The organism is Dactylosporangium sp. NPDC049525 (genome assembly GCF_040676755.1).
Lineage (GTDB): Bacteria > Actinomycetota > Actinomycetes > Mycobacteriales > Micromonosporaceae > Dactylosporangium.
Genome location: NZ_JBFAPO010000069.1, coordinates 1 through 16,013, shown reverse-complemented (window position 1 = coordinate 16,013; position 16,013 = coordinate 1). Strand labels below are relative to the sequence as shown.

Below are 16,013 nucleotides of genomic sequence, written 5' to 3'. Positions count from 1 at the left end.
GCTGCATATGCTGGGTTGTATCGACACGAGTGGAGGCGTCAGCGAGGACGCGCCGGACCTGGCGGCCGCGTCCCCGCTGTTGTCCGCGAAGCTGACCCGGCCCGAGCCGGTGGAGCGCTCGCTGCTGCGCGAGGAGCTCATCGACGAGCTGTGGGGCCTCACCGACCTGCCGGTCACCGTCGTCACCGGTCCGGCCGGGTCCGGCAAGACCCAGCTGGTGGCGGCGTGGGCGGATGACAGCCCGGGCTGGGACACGATCGCCTGGCTCACGCTCGACCAGGACGACACCCGGCAGCCGGCGCGGATGTGGCGGCACCTGCTGGCCGCGCTGCGCAATGCCGGGGTGCTGCTGCCGGTGGCGCTGCTGGAGTGGACCGCGGCGCCGGATCACCGGGCGGTCATCGAGCTGGCGGCGGTCCTGGCCCGCCACCCGCAACCGTTGGTGCTGGTCCTGGACGACGTGTGCCGGCTGGCGGCGGAGCAGCTGCACGAGATCGAGTTCCTGCTGCGGCACGCGCAGGGTCGCCTCCGGCTGGTGCTCATCGGCCGGCACCGGCCACATTTCCCGTTGCACCGGTACCGGCTGACCGATCAGCTCAGCGAACTGCACGGCGCCGACCTCGCGCTGGACCCCGCCGAGGTGCAGGCGCTGTTCGCGCTGCACGATGTCGACCTGACCGACGCCGACCTCGCTGAGGTCATGCGGCAGACCCGCGGCTGGCTCGTGGGGGTGCGGTTGTGCGCGATGGCGATGCACGACGCCGGCGGGTCCGCGGTGCCGGCGCTGGCCACCCATGACTACGTCGTGGACTACTTCACCGGGGAGATCCTGGAGGGGTTGACGCCGCAACAGCAGCGGCTGCTGGCCGGGGTCGGGCGGCTGGACACGTTCACCGCCGAGCTCGCGGCGATCGTCGCCGGCCCGTCCGTCACCGGGGACGTCCTGGCCGACCTGGAGGAGGCCGGCGCGTTCCTGGAGGTCGTGAGCGAGGCGCAGGGCACCTACCGGTTCCATCCGCTGTTCAGCGCGGTGCTGCGGGACCGGCTGCCGCTGCCGGCCGAGGAGTCCCGGTCGGCCGCGCTCGTCGCGGCGCGCTGGTCCGCCCGGCACGGGGACCTGGCCGGCGCGGTCGGGCACGCCGCCGACGTGGGCGCCTGGGACGAGGCGGCCCGGTTCGTCGTCGACGACCTCGCGGTCGCCGAAGTGATCATGGACGGGACCGCCGGGCGGATCGCCGGTCTGCTCGCCGGCATGCCCGCCACGCTGGCGACGTCGGAAGGGGTGATGGTCGCCGCCGCGCTCGCGCTCGCCCGCGACGACATCGTCCGGGCCGAGCGGCTGCTGGCCGGTGACGCGTGGCTGCCGGGCGCGGACGCGCCGCTGGAGAGCCGGATCGTTTCGTGCATGGTGCGGCAGACCATCGCCTACGAGACCGGCGACGCCGAACGGCTGCACGCGGTCACGGACACCGCGGCGCAGCTGCTGCCGCAGGTCGACCCGGGCCGGATCGCCGCCCGGCCGGAGCTGTGGGTGTTCGTGCTGTCCGGGGTCGCGACCGCGCACCTGCGCGCCGGACGGCTGGCCGAGGCCGCCAGGAGTTTCGCCGCCGCGGTCCGGGTGCCGGCCAGCGAGCGGTGCGGCGGGCTCATCGCGTACTGCACCCAGCATCTCGCGTTCACCGAGGCGCATCTGGGCCGGCTGCGGGCGGCGTACGACACGGCGCAGCGGGCGTTCGACGTCGTGGCGCGCACCGAGGCGCTGAACCGGGGTCCGCGGCACATCGCCGACGTGGCGCTGGCATGGGTGGCGGTCGAGCGCTACGACACCGCCGCCGCCTGGCACTACCTGCGCTCCGCCGAGGCCGGGCTGGAGACCGACGGCGGGCCGCGGGAGAGCGCCTACACCGCCACCCTGGCCATCGTGCGGTCCAGGCTGCTGCGGGCCCGCGGTGAGCTGCCCGCCGCGTTGTCGGTGCTGCGCGGCGCGCCGGTCGAGGCGCCGACCCGCAGGTGGGTGCGGGACGAGCTCAGCCTCGCGGAGCTGCGGGTGCTGGTCGCGATGGGCCGGCACGAGGAGGCCCGCACCGCGCTGGCCCGCCTCGACCAGGAGCGGCCCGAGGTGACGCTGGTCCGCGGCGCGGCGTCCCTCGCCGCCGGCGACGTGTCGCACGCGGTCGAGTGCGCCCACCGGGTGCTGCGCCGGTCAGGGCTGGTGGTCGGCGTCCTCGTCGACGCGTGGCTGCTGCTGGCGTCCGCGACGGCCCGCCAGGGCGACCACGAACAGGCCGTGGAGGCCCTGCAGACGGCGGTCGAGTTCACCGCCGACGACGGCGGCACGCGCCCGGTGTACGAGTCGGACACCGTCCTGCGCCGGCTGCTGCGCCAGCACACCCTGGCCCGCCCGCCCGCCGCGGGGCACCCGCTCGCCCCGTCCGACGCGGCGGATCCCGGCCGGCCGCTGGTGGCCGACCCGGTGCCGGTCCTCAGCGCCCGGCAGGTGGAGGTGCTGCGGCACCTGGCGGCACTGATCCCGGCCGAGGAGATCGCCACCATGCTGCACGTGTCGGCCGGCACCGTGCGCACCCACATCCGCGAGGTGCTGCGCAAGTTCCAGGCGACGAGCCGCAGCGAGGCCGTCCGCCGGGCCCGCGAGATCGGCCTGCTGTGACCGGCCGCTGACCCTCACGCGACGGGCGCGCCGCCGAAGCCGATCTCGTTGCCGTCCGGGTCGCGGAAGGTGGCCTTGCGGACGCCGTTGTCGTAGGTCTCGCGTTCGGCGGGCTCCAGTCCGCGTTCGGCGATCTGGGCGATCCGGGTGTCGAAGTCGCTGAGGAACACGGTGTGCATGGCGTGGCCCGCGTGTGCGGGCCGCACCTCGATGTACATGAACCGGTGCTCGGCGAGCTCCCACACCGCCTCGGTGTCGTTGGGCAGGAACGACGGCGGGGCGCCGAGCAGCTGCTCATACCAGGCCGCCGCCGTGGTGTAGTCACGGACCGGAATGCCCGCGAACAGGTCTACGGTTTCATCCACGGCCTGAGCCTACGTGCGGACCGGCTCGTCCGCCGGGGCGAACTGGGTGTGGTAGAGCTCCGCGTACCGGCCGCCGACCGCGAGCAGTTCCGTGTGGGTGCCGCGTTCGACGATCCGGCCCGCCTCGACGACCAGGATCAGGTCGGCGGCACGCACGGTCGACAGGCGGTGCGCGATGACGACCGCGGTGCGTCCGGCGAGGGCCTCGGCGAGCGCGGCCTGCACCGCCGCCTCGGACGTCGAGTCGAGGTGCGCGGTCGCCTCGTCGAGCACGACGACCTGCTGGCCGGCGAGCAGCAGCCGGGCGATGGTGAGGCGTTGGCGTTCGCCGCCGGACAGGCGGTAGCCGCGTTCGCCGACGACGGTGTCGAGGCCGTCGGGCAGCGACGCGACCAGGTCGTCGAGGCGGGCCCGGCGCAGGACCGTCCACAGTTCGTCCTCGCTCGCGCCGGGCCGGGCGAGCAGCAGGTTGGCGCGGACGGACTCGTGGAACAGGTGCCCGTCCTGGGTGACCATGCCGAGCGTCGCCCGGATCGCGTCGGCGGACAGGTCCCGCACGTCGACGCCGGCGAGACGCACGGTGCCGCTGTCGACGTCGTACAGGCGGGGCAGCAGCTGCGCGATCGTCGACTTCCCCGCACCGGACGAGCCGACCAGGGCGATCATCTGGCCCGGCCCGGCGGTGAACGAGACGTCGTGCAGGACCTCGACCCCGCCGCGCGTGTCCAGGGTCGCGACCTCCTCGAGGGAGGCGAGGGACACCTTGTCGGCGGAGGGGTAGCCGAACCGTACCGAATCGAACTCGACGGACACGGGACCGGCGGGGACGCCACGGGCGTCGGGCTTCTCCGCGACGAGCGGGCGCAGGTCGAGGATCTCGAAGACGCGTTCGAAGCTGACCAGCGCGCTCATCACCTCGACCCGGGCGCTGGCGAGGGCCGTGAGCGGCGCGTACAGGCGGGTCAGCAGCAGCGCGAGCGCCACGACCGCGCCCGCGTCGAGGGTCCCGCGCAGCGCGGCGACGCCGCCGACGCCGTACACGACGGCCAGCGCGAGCGAGGAGACCAGCATCAGCGCGGTGATGAAGACGGTCTGGTTCATGGCGGTGCGCACGCCGATGTCGCGGACCCGGCGGGCCCGCTGGGCGAACTCCGCCGACTCGTCGGCCGGGCGGCCGAACAGCTTGACGAGGGTCGCGCCGGGCGCGGAGAACCGCTCCGTCATCTGCGTGCTCATCGCCGCGTTGTGCCCGGCGGCCTCCCGCTCCAGCCGGGCCAGGCGGTTGCCCATCCGCTTGGCCGGCACTAGGAACACCGGCAGCAGCACCAGCGCGAGCAGCGTGATCTGCCACGACAGCGTCACCATCACCACGAACGTGAGCGACAGCTGGACGATGTTGCTCACGACGCCGGAGAGGGTACCGCTGAACGCCCGCTGCGCACCGATGACGTCGCTGTTGAGCCGGCTGACGAGCGCGCCGGTGCGGGTCCGGGTGAAGAACGCCACGGGCATGCGTTGCACGTGGTCGAAGACGGCGGTGCGCAGGTCGAGGATCAGCCCTTCGCCGATCTTCGCCGACAGGAGCCGGGCGAGCAGCCCGACCCCTGCCTCGACGAGGGCGATGACCGCGATGAGCACGGCGAGGGTCACGACGGTGTCGCGGGAGCCGCCGCCGACGATCGCGTCGACGACCCGGCCGGCGAGCACCGGGGTGGCGACGGCCAGCAGCGCGGTCACGACGCTCAGGGACAGGAACCCGGCGAGCCGGGCCCGGTGCGGGCGGGCGAAGGCCGCGATGCGCCGCAGCGCGGCGACCGAGAACGGGCGCTTGTCCTGAGACGCGTAGATGGCGTGGTGCATCTGGGTCCAGGCGGTGACTTCCATACTCACGACAGCCACCGTACGACCTCGACCATGGTTGAGGTCCAGTTCACGTGCTCGTGAGGATGACGAGCTGCTGGGTGGCCCTCGTCATCGCGACGTACCGGTCGACGGCTCCTTCGACACCTTCGCCGAATCTCGAAGGGTCGATGAGGACGACCAGGTCGAATTCGAGGCCCTTCGACAGTTCAGGGGTCAGCGACCGGACCCGCGGCGTGGCGGTGAACGTGGGGTCGCCGATGACGCAGGCGATCCCGTCGGCGTGCGCCGCGAGCCAGGCGTCCAGGATTGCGTCGCGCTGCTCGATGGACCCGTGCACGACGGGCACGCCGCCGTTGCGGATGGACGTCGGCACGTTGGCGTCGGGGATCGCGGCCCGGATGACCGGCTCGGCCTCCGCCATGACCTCGGCCGGCGTGCGGTAGTTGATGCTCAGCGACGCGATGCTGATCCGGTCGATGCCGACGCGTTCGAGCCGCTCCTGCCACGACTCGGTGAAGCCGTGCCTGGCCTGGGCGCGGTCGCCGACGATGGTGAAGCTCCGCGACGGGCAGCGCAGCAGCAGCATCTGCCACTCCGCGTCGGTCAGCTCCTGCGCCTCGTCCACGACGATGTGCGCGAACGGGCCGGCCAGCAGGTCCGGGGTCGTGCCAGGCTGCGCGGCCTCGTCGATCACGGCGTCCTTGAAGTCCTCGACGCGCAGCATCGTGACCAGGCCCACCCCGTAGTCGTCGTCGAGGACGGCGCTGAGGTCGTCGACGACCCGGGCCCGCTGCTCGCGCTCGGCGGCGACGGCGACGTCACGCCGGCGCTGCCGCTGTGCCGCCTCCGGGTCGCCGAGGCGCTGCCGGGCCGCGTCGAGCAGCGGAAGGTCCGACACCGTCCAGGCATTCGCGTCGGTACGTTGGAGCTTGACCACCTCGTCGGGGCCGAGCCACGGGGCACACCTGCGCAGGTAGGCGGGCACCGACCACAGGTCACCGACGAGGTCGGCCGCCTCGATCATCGGCCACGCGCGGTTCAGCGCCGTGTGCAGCTCCCGGTTGCGCAGCAGCGACGCGCGCAGCGCCTCGTCCGGCATGTCACCGTCGTACTTGGCGATCAGCAGCGTGCACAGCTCTTCCCGGATCTGCTCGCGTGCCTCGTTGTGCGGGGTGCCGGGCTCCACCGCCTCGAACGCCTCGGCCCAGTCCTCGGCGCTCAGCCAGAGGTCGTCGACGTCGGTCTCGACCGTCATGCCCTTGGCGGGCGGCCGCTCGTAGAACCTGACGGCCGCCTCGACCACCTGGACCACGTCCGCGGACGACTTCAGCCGGGCCACCTCCGGGTCGGCCTCGACCGCCGCGGTGGCTCCTTCGGCGACGAGGTCCCGCACGGTGCAGGTCTGCACGCCCTCCTCGCCGAGGCTGGGCAGCACGTCGGCGACGTAGGCCAGGTACGGCTGGTGCGGGCCGACGAACAGCACCCCGCCCCGCCGGTGACCGAGGCGCGGGTCGGCGTAGAGGAGGTAGGCGGTGCGGTGCAACGCGACGACGGTCTTCCCCGTTCCGGGGCCGCCGTCGACGACGAGGGCACCGCTGGATCCGGCGCGGATGATGGCGTCCTGGTCCGCCTGGATGGTGCCGAGGACATCCCGCATGCGGGCCGACCGGTTGCCGCCGAGGCTGGCGATGAACGCGGACTGGTCGTCGAGGGCGGCATGCCCCTCGAACCCGTCGGCGGTGAACACCTCGTCCCAGTAGTCAGTGACCCGGCCGCGGGTCCAGCGGTACCGGCGGCGGCTGGCCAGACCCATCGGGTTGGCGTGGGTCGCGCCGAAGAACGGCTCGGCGGCGGGGGAGCGCCAGTCGAGCAGCAGCCGGCGGCCCGAACCGTCCGTGAGGCCGAGCCGCCCGACATACACGGGTTCGGGGTCCTCGGCGCTGACGATGTGCCCGAGGCACAGGTCCAGACCGAAGCGGCGCAGGGTGCGCAGGCGCGCGGTCAGCCGGTGGACCTCCATGTCCCGGTTCATCGCCGCCTCGCCGATCCCGCCGGGTGCCCTGCGTTCCGCGTCGAGCCGGTCGGACAGCTCCGCGATCGACTGCGCGAGGCTCTCCGCGATGGCCGCGAAGTGCCGCTCGTCGCCGGCGATCAGCGCCGGGTCCGCCTTGGGGGACAGGTGCTCGGGAAGGTCGAACGCGCTCGTGGTGGTCAGCGGGTTCACGTGCATCAGCTCCGATCCTGGCTTCGACCAGCGATTCTGCGCCACGACCCGGGTCTTGCCACAAGCCCCCAGGTACGCTATACATTAAGAACGGAAGGAGTGGGTGCTCCTCTTTCCATTCCTTGCCCGCCATGCGTTCGGCGGGCCCGCCGGCTCGACGACACCGTCCGCGAGGTCCTGACGATGGTCGCCGCCGACGCCGCCCTATAGCGACCAGGTCCGCAGCTTGTCGGGGTTGAGGACCGCCCAGATGCGGGTGATGCGGTCCCCGGCGACGTCGAACGCCAGCACCCCCACCGTGCCGCCGTCCAGCCGGGCCACCAGGCCGGGCTGACCGCTGACGGTGCGCTCCAGGATCGTCAGGCCGGGCGCCGGGACCACCAGGCCGGCGAAGAAGCGGGCGATCGGCTCGGCGCCCTCGACCGGGTGCGGCGCGGCGCTGACGAGCCCGCCGCCGTCACCGGTGGCCGTGGCGTCGGCGGCGAGCAGGCCGATGAGGGCGTCGATGTCCTTGGCCTCCCACGCCCGCTTGAAGTCGCGGACGACGCGGGCCCGGCGAGCCACCGGTGTCGCGGGCGACCGGGTGACGCGCAGCCGGCGGCGGGCCGAGGAGGCCAGCTGGCGGCACGCGGCCGGGGTACGCCCGACGATCCCGGCCACCTCGGCGAACGAGTACCGGAAGACGTCGTGCAGGACGAACGCGACCCGCTCGGCCGGGGTCATCGACTCGAGCACGACGAGGAACGCCATGGTGACCGACTCGTCGAGAGTGATCCGCTCGGCCGGGTCGGCCCGCCCGCCGGCCCACTCGGCGGGCTCCGGCAGCGGCTCGGGAATCCACTCGCCGACATAACGCTCCCGCCGGGCCCGCGCCGAGCCGAGCAGGTCCAGGCAGACCCGCCCGGCGACCGTCGTCAGCCACGCCCCGGGCGACACGATGGCCTCCCGCTGCGCCGGTGTCATCGCGTACCAGCGGGCGTAGGTCTCCTGCACGACGTCCTCGGCGTCGGCAAGGGACCCGAGCAGCCGGTAGGCGACATTGATCAGCTGGCGTCGCTCGCCCATGATCGCGCTCAGGCCCGGATCCGGGGTGGTCATGGCGTCGGCTCCTTCGCTCGTCCTGCCCTCACCGGTCCGACGAGACACCGCACCGGACTGTGAGGTCCGGCGCCTACCCTGGGTCCCCGCAGCCACCACACCACCATCCAGGGGGACATCCCAGTGAGCGACACGCCGCAGCTCGGCCCGGTGCCCCAGCGCGTCGCCGTCGACGCGGAACAGGTGCGCCGGCTGGTCGCCGCACAGTTCCCGCAGTGGGCCGGCCTCCCGGTCCGCCCCGTGCCCGACGGCGGCTGGGACAACTGGACCTTCCACCTCGGCTCCCGGATGTCGGTACGGCTGCCCAGCGCGGCCGAGTATGCCCTGGCGGTCGACAAGGAACACCGGTGGCTTCCGGCGCTCGCCGCCCAGCTTCCGCTGCCCATCCCGGCCCCACTGGCGAAGGGCGCACCCGGCGCCGGCTACCCCTACCCGTGGTCGGTCTACGAGTGGCTCGACGGCGAGCCGGCGCGCGCCGACCGCATCGCCGACCCCGTCCGGTTCGCGCTGGATCTGGCCGAGTTCCTGGCGGCCCTGCGGCGCGTCGACATCACCGGCGGACCACACCCCGGACCGCACAACTGGTATCGGGGCGGACCGCTGCGCACCTACGACGGGGAGGCCCGGCGCGCGCTCACGGTTCTTGCCGGCCACGTCGACGCCGACCTGGCCGGCGAGATCTGGCAGGGCGCACTGGACGCCCGCTGGGACGGTGTACGGCGCTGGTTCCACGGCGACGTCGCACCGGGGAATCTGCTGCTCGACGGTGGGCGGCTGGCGGCCGTCATCGACTTCGGGACCTGCGGCGTCGGCGACCCTGCCTGCGACCTGGCAATCGCCTGGACCCTGCTGACCGCCGACGGCCGGCAGGCGTTCCGGGAGCGGCTGGGTGTCGACGCGGCGACCTGGGCACGTGGCCGCGGCTGGGCCCTCTGGAAGACGCTCGTCACCTGCTCCTACACCCTGGACGACGCCGACGGGTCCGTCGCCGCACGGCACGTCCTCGGCGAGATCTTCGCCGAGTACACGGCGACGGCCGGGACCCGCCGGCACGCCGGGGCCGGCGAACTGTAGGAGCACGGCAGGGCGGTGCCGGACCGGGCGTGCGGATATGTTGGTGGCGAACGCGTAGCCGGGAGCCGAGGAGTCCACGTGTCTCAGGTATTCACTCGGGGGCAGAAGAGCCCGCTGTCGGCGTTGACCGCGGCGGACGACCTCTACGTCGGCATCATGCTGGACGGGCCCGGGCTCACCTGGGACATCTCCTGCTTCGGGCTCGACGCGAGCAACAAGCTCTCCGACGACGCATACTTCATCTTCTTCAACCAGCCGGCGTCGCCGGAGGGCGCGATCCGGCAGCTCGGCCCGCAGTCCGGGGACACCGACGCGTTCCAGGCGACGCTGAGCCGGGTGCCGGACAAGATCGCGAAGCTGTCGTTCTGCGCGGCGATCGACGGCGCCGGCACGGCCGGCCAGCTCAGGTCGGGGTATGTGCGGCTGGTCGCGGGTGGGCAGGAGGTGATGCGGTACAGCTTCACCGGCGCCGACTTCGGCCCGGAGCGGGCCATCATCATCTGCGACGTGTACCGCAAGGGCGTGTGGCGCACGGGCGCGGTCGGGCAGGGGTTCGCGGGCGGGCTGGCCGACCTGATCCGCTCCTACGGCGGCACGGTCGACGACGAGCCGGCGCCCGCACCGGCCGCGCCCGCACCGGCATTCGCGCCGCCGCCACGGCCGGCCTCGGCGCCGCCCTCTGGACCGCCGCCCCCGCCGCGCCCGCAGCCGGGCTTCGCGCCGCCCCCCGGGCCACCGTCGCAGCAGGGCTTCCCACCCCAGCCGGGCTTTCCACCGCAGCAGGGTTTCCCGCCGCAGCCAGGTTTCCCGCCCCAGCACCCCGGACCGCCCCAGCACCCTGGACCGCCCCAGCACCCTGGACCGCCCCAGCATCCCGGGCCGCCTCAGCATCCCGGGTCGTTCCAGCCGGTGCCGGGCGGGCCGGCGCCCGCGCCGGTCGAGCGGGTCCAGCCGGGTGTCATGGTCAGCCTGCAGAAGTACCGGGAGGTGCCGGCCACCGGCCGGTGGACGAAGCAGAGCAGCAAGATGGTGAAGGTGACGCTCGGCCCGGAGGTCCACGCGCGCCGCGGCTCGATGGTCGCCTACCAGGGCAACGTCGAGTTCATCTACAAGGGCTCCGGTGGCCTGCGGGCCATGTTTGAGGGCGCGGTCACCGGGCAGGGGCTGAAGCTGATGACCTGCAAGGGCGAGGGTGAGGTGTTCCTTGCGGAGAATGCCACCGACCTGCACATCGTCGAGCTGCAGGGCAACTCGCTGTGCATCAACGCCGACAACATTCTCGCCTTCGACGCCACCCTGCAGACGGAGATCCAGCGGATCGAGAGCCCCGGCATCCCCGGCGGCGGCGTGTTCCACCTCGTGGTCTCGGGTCAGGGCTCCGTCGTGGTCATGACCCGCGGCACCCCGGTGACCCTGCTGTGCCAGGGCCCGACGTTCGTCGACATTGCCGCCGTGGTCGCCTGGACCACCGGGATGCGGGTGTCGGTGTCGACCCAGGTCAGGCTCTCGCGGCAGATCTACTCGGGCGGCCCGGCCGAGGGGTTGGCACTGCAGTTCATGGGGCTGCAGGGCCATTTCGTGGTGGTCCAGCCCTTCGAGGTCTGAGATCTCGTGCGGCGCGTCTGCCAACCCTCCCAGCGGACGTCCAGGGTGGCGGAGCATGATGACTTACTGAGAGCGGGCTGTGCCCGTGCCCGGCATCACCTGGAGGATTAATGGGAGTCAGCCTCACCAAGGGCGGCAACGTCAGCCTGACCAAGGCCGCGCCCGGCCTGACCAACGTCAACGTTGGTCTCGGCTGGGACGTCCGCACCACCACCGGTGCGGACTTCGACCTCGACGCCAGCGCACTGCTGCTCGGCGCCGACGGCAAGGTCCTCAGCGACCAGCACTTCGTGTTCTTCAACAACCTCAAGTCGCCCGACGGCTCGGTGGAGCACACCGGTGACAACCTCACCGGTGAGGGCGAAGGCGACGACGAGATGATCAAGGTCAACCTCGCCGCGCTGGCGCCGGAGGTCGACAAGGTCGTCTTCCCGGTGTCGATCCACGACGCCGACGCCCGTGGCCAGTCGTTCGGGCAGATCACCAACGCCTTCATCCGGGTGGTCAACGCCGCCGACAACAACGAACTGACCCGCTATGACCTGACCGAGGACTACTCGACCGAGACCGCGCTGGTCTTCGGCGAGCTGTACCGCAACGGCGCCGAGTGGAAGTTCCGCGCCGTCGGCCAGGGCTACGCGTCCGGCCTGGCCGGCATCGCCAAGGACTACGGCGTCAACGTCTAGGGAACACCCTGCCGGCCTCAGCGGCCGGTGGACGGCAGCGGCCGGTGGGCCCGTGCGAACTTCGCCGGGCTCGCCGGTCGCTGCTGTTCGCGACGGCCGGCGGCGCCCTGCCCGCGGTCGGACCCGGTCGACCGGCCCGCCGGGGCGGCGGCCGGCGCCGGCCGGTCAGCTGAGCAGCACCGTCCGGAACGTCAGCGACACGCGCCGCCCACGGGTGATGACGGTGTCCTGCCACCGGTCGGTCTTGCGGGCGGCGATGCCGTGGCGCCAGTCGTACCGTGCCGGACCGCGCATCACCAGCAGGCTGCCCGGCTCCATCAGCACGTCCACCCGCTGCGCCGCCTTCGGCAGGGTGTAGGTCATCACACACGCGGAGCCGAGGCTCACCGACAACACCGTGCCGGCGAAGCACGGGACACAGTCGACGTGCGGGGCGATGCCCTGCCCCGGCTGGTATTCGTTGACGATGACCTGGTCCGGCGGCCGCGGTGCGTGCCCGTCGCCGTGCAGCCGCTCGGCGAGCGCGCCGGCCCACGCCGGTAGCGGCCCGAGGAACGCGTCGGCGTCGACCCGCTTGCGGCTGTAGTCGTAGCGGTAGCCGTAGTGCTGGACCCGGCGGCGCAGGTCGTCGCGCCACGGCAGCGCATCGATTGTGGCGAGCAGCTCCCGCTGCGCGTCCGCGTCGAGGTAGCCGGGAAGGTTGGTCAGCCCGTCGATGTCCATGAGTCCCCCTGCCGCACCCACGGAACTGTATCGCCGCGAAACCTCACCGGTTTTGCTCAACTGAGGGCCGTCCGACCCGAAACGACCGTCACGGAGCGTTTCGGGGAATTCGGTTGGGAGTGGGTCCCGTGGGCTGGTTGTACCGCGTCAACACCAGGCTGCTGGCGGCCTTCGCCCTGCCGCTCGTCGTGCTCAGCGTCGTCGGGCTGCTCGCCTACCGCAACACGGACACGCTGGAACACAACGGCGACATGGTCAAGCACACCTACCAGGTGATGACCGCGGTCGAGGAGGTCACCGGCACGCTCAAGGACGCCGAGACCGGCCAGCGCGGCTACTTGATCACCGGTGAGGACCGGTATCTCGAGCCGTATCAGAACGCGACCGCGGCCATCGCCTCGAAGATCCAGGCGGTTGCCACGCTGACCAGCGACAACGCCGCGCAGCAGCAGCGCATCGCCGAGCTGCGCCCGCTGGTCACGGCTAAGTTCGCCGAGCTGCAGCAGACCATCGACCTGCGGCGCACGCAGGGGTTCGACGCCGCCCGCGCGGTCGTGCTCACCGACCAGGGCAAGACGGTCATGGACCAGATCCGGGCGAAGCTGACCGAGCTGACGCAGGCCGAGTCGAGCCTGCTCGCCGTGCGCGCCGCGTCCACCGCCGAGACGGCGGACTCCTCGCGCACCGCGGTGCTGACCGGCACCGCGGTCGCGCTGATCCTGGTGCTGCTGCTCGCCGGGCTGATCAGCCGCAGCATCCTGCGCCCGCTGACCGCGCTCACCACCCGGCTCAGCGAGATCGCCGACGGCGAGGGTGACCTGACCCGCCGGGTCGAAGAAGGGCGCCGGGACGAGTTCGGGTCGCTGGGTGCCGCGTTCAACCGGTTCGTCGGCAAGCTGGCCGGCACGATCAGCCGGATCGGGGAGCAGGCCAACACCCTCGCCGCCGCCACCGAGGAACTGTCGGCCACGACCCGGCAGATCTCGGAGTCCGCCGAGCAGACGTCGGGTCAGGCCGGCCGGGTCTCCGCCGCCACCGAGACCATGAGCGGGGCGTTGAGCACCGTCGCGGCCGGGGCGGAGGAGATGGGCGCCTCGATCCGCGAGATCGCCGCGAACGCCGCCGAGGCGAGCCGGGTCGTCGCGGAGGCGGTCCACGTCGCCACCTCCGCCACCGACACGGTCACCGAACTCGGCGAGTCCTCCACCCAGATCAGCGACGTCATCAAGCTCATCACGGCGATCGCGGAGCAGACCAACCTGCTCGCGCTGAACGCCACCATCGAGGCCGCCCGGGCCGGCGAGGCGGGCAAGGGCTTCGCCGTGGTCGCCAGCGAGGTCAAGGACCTCGCCCAGGAGACGGCGCGGGCCACCGAGGACATCGGCAAGCAGGTGGAGCGCATCCAGCGCAACGCCGACGCGACCAGCCGCGCGATCGGCCGGATGAGCGAGATCGTCGAGCAGGTCAACGACTACCAGACGACGATCGCCTCCGCAGTGGAGGAGCAGACGGCCACGACGGCGGAGATGGCCCGCAACGTCACCGACGCCTCCAGCAACACCCGCGAGATCGCCGGCAACCTCGTCGGGGTCGCCGCCGCCGCGTCCAACACCACCGTCGCGATCGGCGACACGCAGCAGTCCGTCGCCGAGCTCGCCAAGATGAGCGCGACCCTGCACAGCCTCGTCGGCCAGTTCAAGTACTGACCCACCGGATGCGGCACCGGGCACTGCGTGATTATGCGCTTCAGTGCCCGGCGCCGCATGTTGCGGCCGGCGCCGCCGCGAGGACCGCACGCCATCCGATCCGCGTGCGGAAACTGCGGTGAAACCTGGGATTGACAGCTTCAGAGCGCGGGCCTAGGTTGATGGAACTTATCCGGTTCAGTCACCTTGCCGCGACGACACACCCCCGTCCTGCGGTGCCCGTGCTGCCGGAACCGGCCGCGTCGCACCGCCTGAAGGGTCTCCCGCGATGTCCCACCACGGGTTCAACGTCCAGTGGCTGTTCAACGCCCAGGCCGGCGCGGCCCTGCGTCGTTCACTGCACCTGCACCGCGCGCCCGGCTACCTCGTCACCGCCGTGCCGGAGCTCGCGGACCTGGGACTCACCCGGAGCGTCCGCGGACACCAGCCGATGAGCGTGTCGCACCACCGGCCCGGCGCGGTCTCCGAGCGGCACGACGGCTTCGACGTCGACGCCCGCCGCCTGGACCTCATCCGCGCGTTCTGAACCCGCCCGACCGGCAACGGCACCTCCAGCACCACCGATCACACCCCCACATCGGAAGGTGGTACCCGTGCATATGCAAAAGCACCTCGTCGCCTTGCTCGCAGTGACGTCCCTCGCCCTCACCGCGTGCGGCGACGGCGATGACGGCGGAGGCACCGGCGGCAAGATCGCCGGTGACATCACGGTCCTGACCCAGCGCACCGACCTGGTCGACACCGTGCTGCCGGAATACAAGAAGAAGTTCGAGGCCAAGTATCCGGGCACGAACGTCAAGTTCGAGGCGATCACCGACTACGAGGGGGAGGTGCGCGTCCGGATGAACACGAAGAACTACGGCGACGTGCTGCCGATCCCGAACTCCGTGACCGCCGACCAGCTGCCGTCGTTCTTCGAGCCGCTGGGCACCGTGGACGAGCTGAAGGACAAGTACCGCTTCGTGCGCTCCGAGCAGACGGTCGGCGGCAAGGTCTACGGCCTCGCCATCACCGGCAACGCCCAGGGCTACGTGTTCAACAAGAAGGTCTGGACCGCCGCAGGTGTCACCACCCCACCGAAGACGCCCGAGGAGTTCCTGTCGGCGTTGAAGGCCATCAAGGACAAGACCGGCGTGATCCCGCTGTACACCAACTACAAGGACGGCTGGCCGCTCGGGCAGTGGGAGGGCGCGCGCGGCGCGGTCAGCGGTGACCCGGAGGCGGTGACGAAGCTCGGCAAGGACGACGCGCCGTGGAGCCCGGGCAAGGAGCAGTTCATCATCGACTCGCTGCTGTTCGACGCGGTCAAGGGCGGCTACACCGAGCCGGACCCGACGACGACCAACTGGGAGCAGTCCAAGGGCATGCTGGGCACCGGGAAGATCGCCACGATGATGCTCGGCTCGTGGTCCGTGGTGCAGATGCAGGCCGCCGCCGCGAGCAAGGACGACATCGGCTACTGGCCGTTCCCGAACCAGGTCAACGGCAAGTTCTACACGGTCGTCGGCGGCGACTACAAGAACGGCATCAACGTCAACTCCAAGAACAAGGCGACCGCGCGGGCCTGGGTCGACTGGTTCGCGGACGAGTCGAACTACGCCACCGACCAGGGCGGGGTCTCGGTGGTGACGAGTGCGCAGCTGCCGGCGTCCCTGGCCGACCTGCAGGCGGCGAAGACGGAGTTCATCGAGCTGAACCCGGCGCCGAAGGGCGAAGAGGGGCTCGCCGACAAGATCGGCAACACGGCCGAGATCGCGCTGTTCGACGGCAAGTACCGCCAGCGCATCGTCGACGCGGCCCGCGGCGCGAAGAAGGAGACGAAGGAGCAGATCTTCGCCGACCTGAACAAGAAGTGGGCCGACACCCGCGCCAAGCTCAAGTAGCGCGGCCGGTCGTTCTCCGGCGTGGGGGCCCCCGCGGGGCCGCCCCCCCCCCGCCGAGGGGGGGCCCCAGGCCCGTGGGCTGTAACACCCCGGCGCCCGCCGGCCGGCCGCCCCCCGC

Annotated in this window: 12 protein-coding genes; 7 read left to right on the top strand and 5 right to left on the bottom strand. The window is 72.1% G+C overall.

Features of this window, described 5'->3' with window-relative positions; genetic code table 11:
• The first annotated feature begins 7 nt into the window (after positions 1 to 7).
• Complete coding sequence (locus tag AB0K00_RS49950) at positions 8 to 2,668, top strand: LuxR C-terminal-related transcriptional regulator (RefSeq protein WP_363537598.1); 2,661 nt, start codon at positions 8 to 10, stop codon at positions 2,666 to 2,668.
• Between the two features lie 14 nt (positions 2,669 to 2,682).
• Here AB0K00_RS49950 and AB0K00_RS49945 read toward each other — a convergent pair whose 3' ends face one another.
• The 4 genes from AB0K00_RS49945 to sigJ all read right to left on the bottom strand — a co-directional run bounded on the left by AB0K00_RS49945 (position 2,683) and on the right by sigJ (position 8,218).
• The gene (locus AB0K00_RS49945) at positions 2,683 to 3,033 is read right to left on the bottom strand and encodes a VOC family protein (RefSeq protein ID WP_363537596.1); all 351 of its coding nucleotides are present in this window, start codon (positions 3,031 to 3,033) and stop codon (positions 2,683 to 2,685) included.
• A 9-nt stretch (positions 3,034 to 3,042) separates the two neighbouring features.
• Complete coding sequence (locus AB0K00_RS49940) at positions 3,043 to 4,893, bottom strand: ABC transporter ATP-binding protein (protein ID WP_363537675.1); 1,851 nt, start codon at positions 4,891 to 4,893, stop codon at positions 3,043 to 3,045.
• Positions 4,894 to 4,963: 70 nt separating this feature from the next.
• Positions 4,964 to 7,126, bottom strand: coding sequence for an RNA polymerase recycling motor ATPase HelR (gene helR, locus AB0K00_RS49935; RefSeq protein WP_363537594.1), 2,163 nt, complete (start codon positions 7,124 to 7,126; stop codon positions 4,964 to 4,966).
• A 198-nt stretch (positions 7,127 to 7,324) separates the two neighbouring features.
• Positions 7,325 to 8,218 carry an RNA polymerase sigma factor SigJ gene (gene sigJ, locus AB0K00_RS49930; RefSeq protein ID WP_363537592.1) on the bottom strand — a complete coding sequence of 298 codons (894 nt, stop codon included), beginning with the start codon at positions 8,216 to 8,218 and terminating at the stop codon, positions 7,325 to 7,327.
• A 123-nt stretch (positions 8,219 to 8,341) separates the two neighbouring features.
• Here sigJ and AB0K00_RS49925 point away from each other — a divergent pair, with 123 nt between their 5' ends.
• From AB0K00_RS49925 to AB0K00_RS49915, 3 genes are all read left to right on the top strand, one after another.
• Positions 8,342 to 9,292, top strand: coding sequence for an aminoglycoside phosphotransferase family protein (locus tag AB0K00_RS49925; protein ID WP_363537590.1), 951 nt, complete (start codon positions 8,342 to 8,344; stop codon positions 9,290 to 9,292).
• 78 nt (positions 9,293 to 9,370) lie between these two features.
• Positions 9,371 to 10,897 (top strand): TerD family protein, encoded by a 1,527-nt coding sequence (locus AB0K00_RS49920; protein ID WP_363537588.1) that lies wholly within the window; start codon positions 9,371 to 9,373, stop codon positions 10,895 to 10,897.
• Positions 10,898 to 11,007: 110 nt separating this feature from the next.
• Positions 11,008 to 11,583: a TerD family protein gene (locus tag AB0K00_RS49915; RefSeq protein WP_363537586.1), complete on the top strand. Its 576-nt coding sequence runs from the start codon at positions 11,008 to 11,010 to the stop codon at positions 11,581 to 11,583.
• A 165-nt stretch (positions 11,584 to 11,748) separates the two neighbouring features.
• Here the strand turns inward: AB0K00_RS49915 and AB0K00_RS49910 are convergent, their stop codons facing one another.
• Positions 11,749 to 12,306 (bottom strand): alpha-ketoglutarate-dependent dioxygenase AlkB, encoded by a 558-nt coding sequence (locus AB0K00_RS49910; RefSeq protein WP_363537584.1) that lies wholly within the window; start codon positions 12,304 to 12,306, stop codon positions 11,749 to 11,751.
• Positions 12,307 to 12,434: 128 nt separating this feature from the next.
• On the opposite strand from AB0K00_RS49910, the gene AB0K00_RS49905 reads away from it, so the two are divergent.
• The 3 genes from AB0K00_RS49905 to AB0K00_RS49895 all read left to right on the top strand — a co-directional run bounded on the left by AB0K00_RS49905 (position 12,435) and on the right by AB0K00_RS49895 (position 15,895).
• Positions 12,435 to 14,012 (top strand): CHASE3 domain-containing protein, encoded by a 1,578-nt coding sequence (locus AB0K00_RS49905; RefSeq protein WP_363537582.1) that lies wholly within the window; start codon positions 12,435 to 12,437, stop codon positions 14,010 to 14,012.
• A 268-nt stretch (positions 14,013 to 14,280) separates the two neighbouring features.
• Positions 14,281 to 14,538 (top strand): hypothetical protein, encoded by a 258-nt coding sequence (locus tag AB0K00_RS49900; protein WP_363537580.1) that lies wholly within the window; start codon positions 14,281 to 14,283, stop codon positions 14,536 to 14,538.
• A 73-nt stretch (positions 14,539 to 14,611) separates the two neighbouring features.
• The gene (locus AB0K00_RS49895; RefSeq protein ID WP_363537673.1) at positions 14,612 to 15,895 is read left to right on the top strand and encodes an ABC transporter substrate-binding protein; all 1,284 of its coding nucleotides are present in this window, start codon (positions 14,612 to 14,614) and stop codon (positions 15,893 to 15,895) included.
• Positions 15,896 to 16,013 lie beyond the last annotated feature (118 nt).

Coding starts and splice junctions, on each gene's coding strand:
- AB0K00_RS49950 (WP_363537598.1), top strand. CDS start 8: ATGCTGGGTTGTATCGACACGAGTGGAGGCGTCAGCGAGGACGCGCCG.
- AB0K00_RS49940 (WP_363537675.1), bottom strand. CDS start 4,893: ATGCACCACGCCATCTACGCGTCTCAGGACAAGCGCCCGTTCTCGGTC.
- helR (WP_363537594.1), bottom strand. CDS start 7,126: ATGCACGTGAACCCGCTGACCACCACGAGCGCGTTCGACCTTCCCGAG.
- sigJ (WP_363537592.1), bottom strand. CDS start 8,218: ATGACCACCCCGGATCCGGGCCTGAGCGCGATCATGGGCGAGCGACGC.
- AB0K00_RS49915 (WP_363537586.1), top strand. CDS start 11,008: ATGGGAGTCAGCCTCACCAAGGGCGGCAACGTCAGCCTGACCAAGGCC.
- AB0K00_RS49910 (WP_363537584.1), bottom strand. CDS start 12,306: ATGGACATCGACGGGCTGACCAACCTTCCCGGCTACCTCGACGCGGAC.
- AB0K00_RS49900 (WP_363537580.1), top strand. CDS start 14,281: ATGTCCCACCACGGGTTCAACGTCCAGTGGCTGTTCAACGCCCAGGCC.
- AB0K00_RS49895 (WP_363537673.1), top strand. CDS start 14,612: ATGCAAAAGCACCTCGTCGCCTTGCTCGCAGTGACGTCCCTCGCCCTC.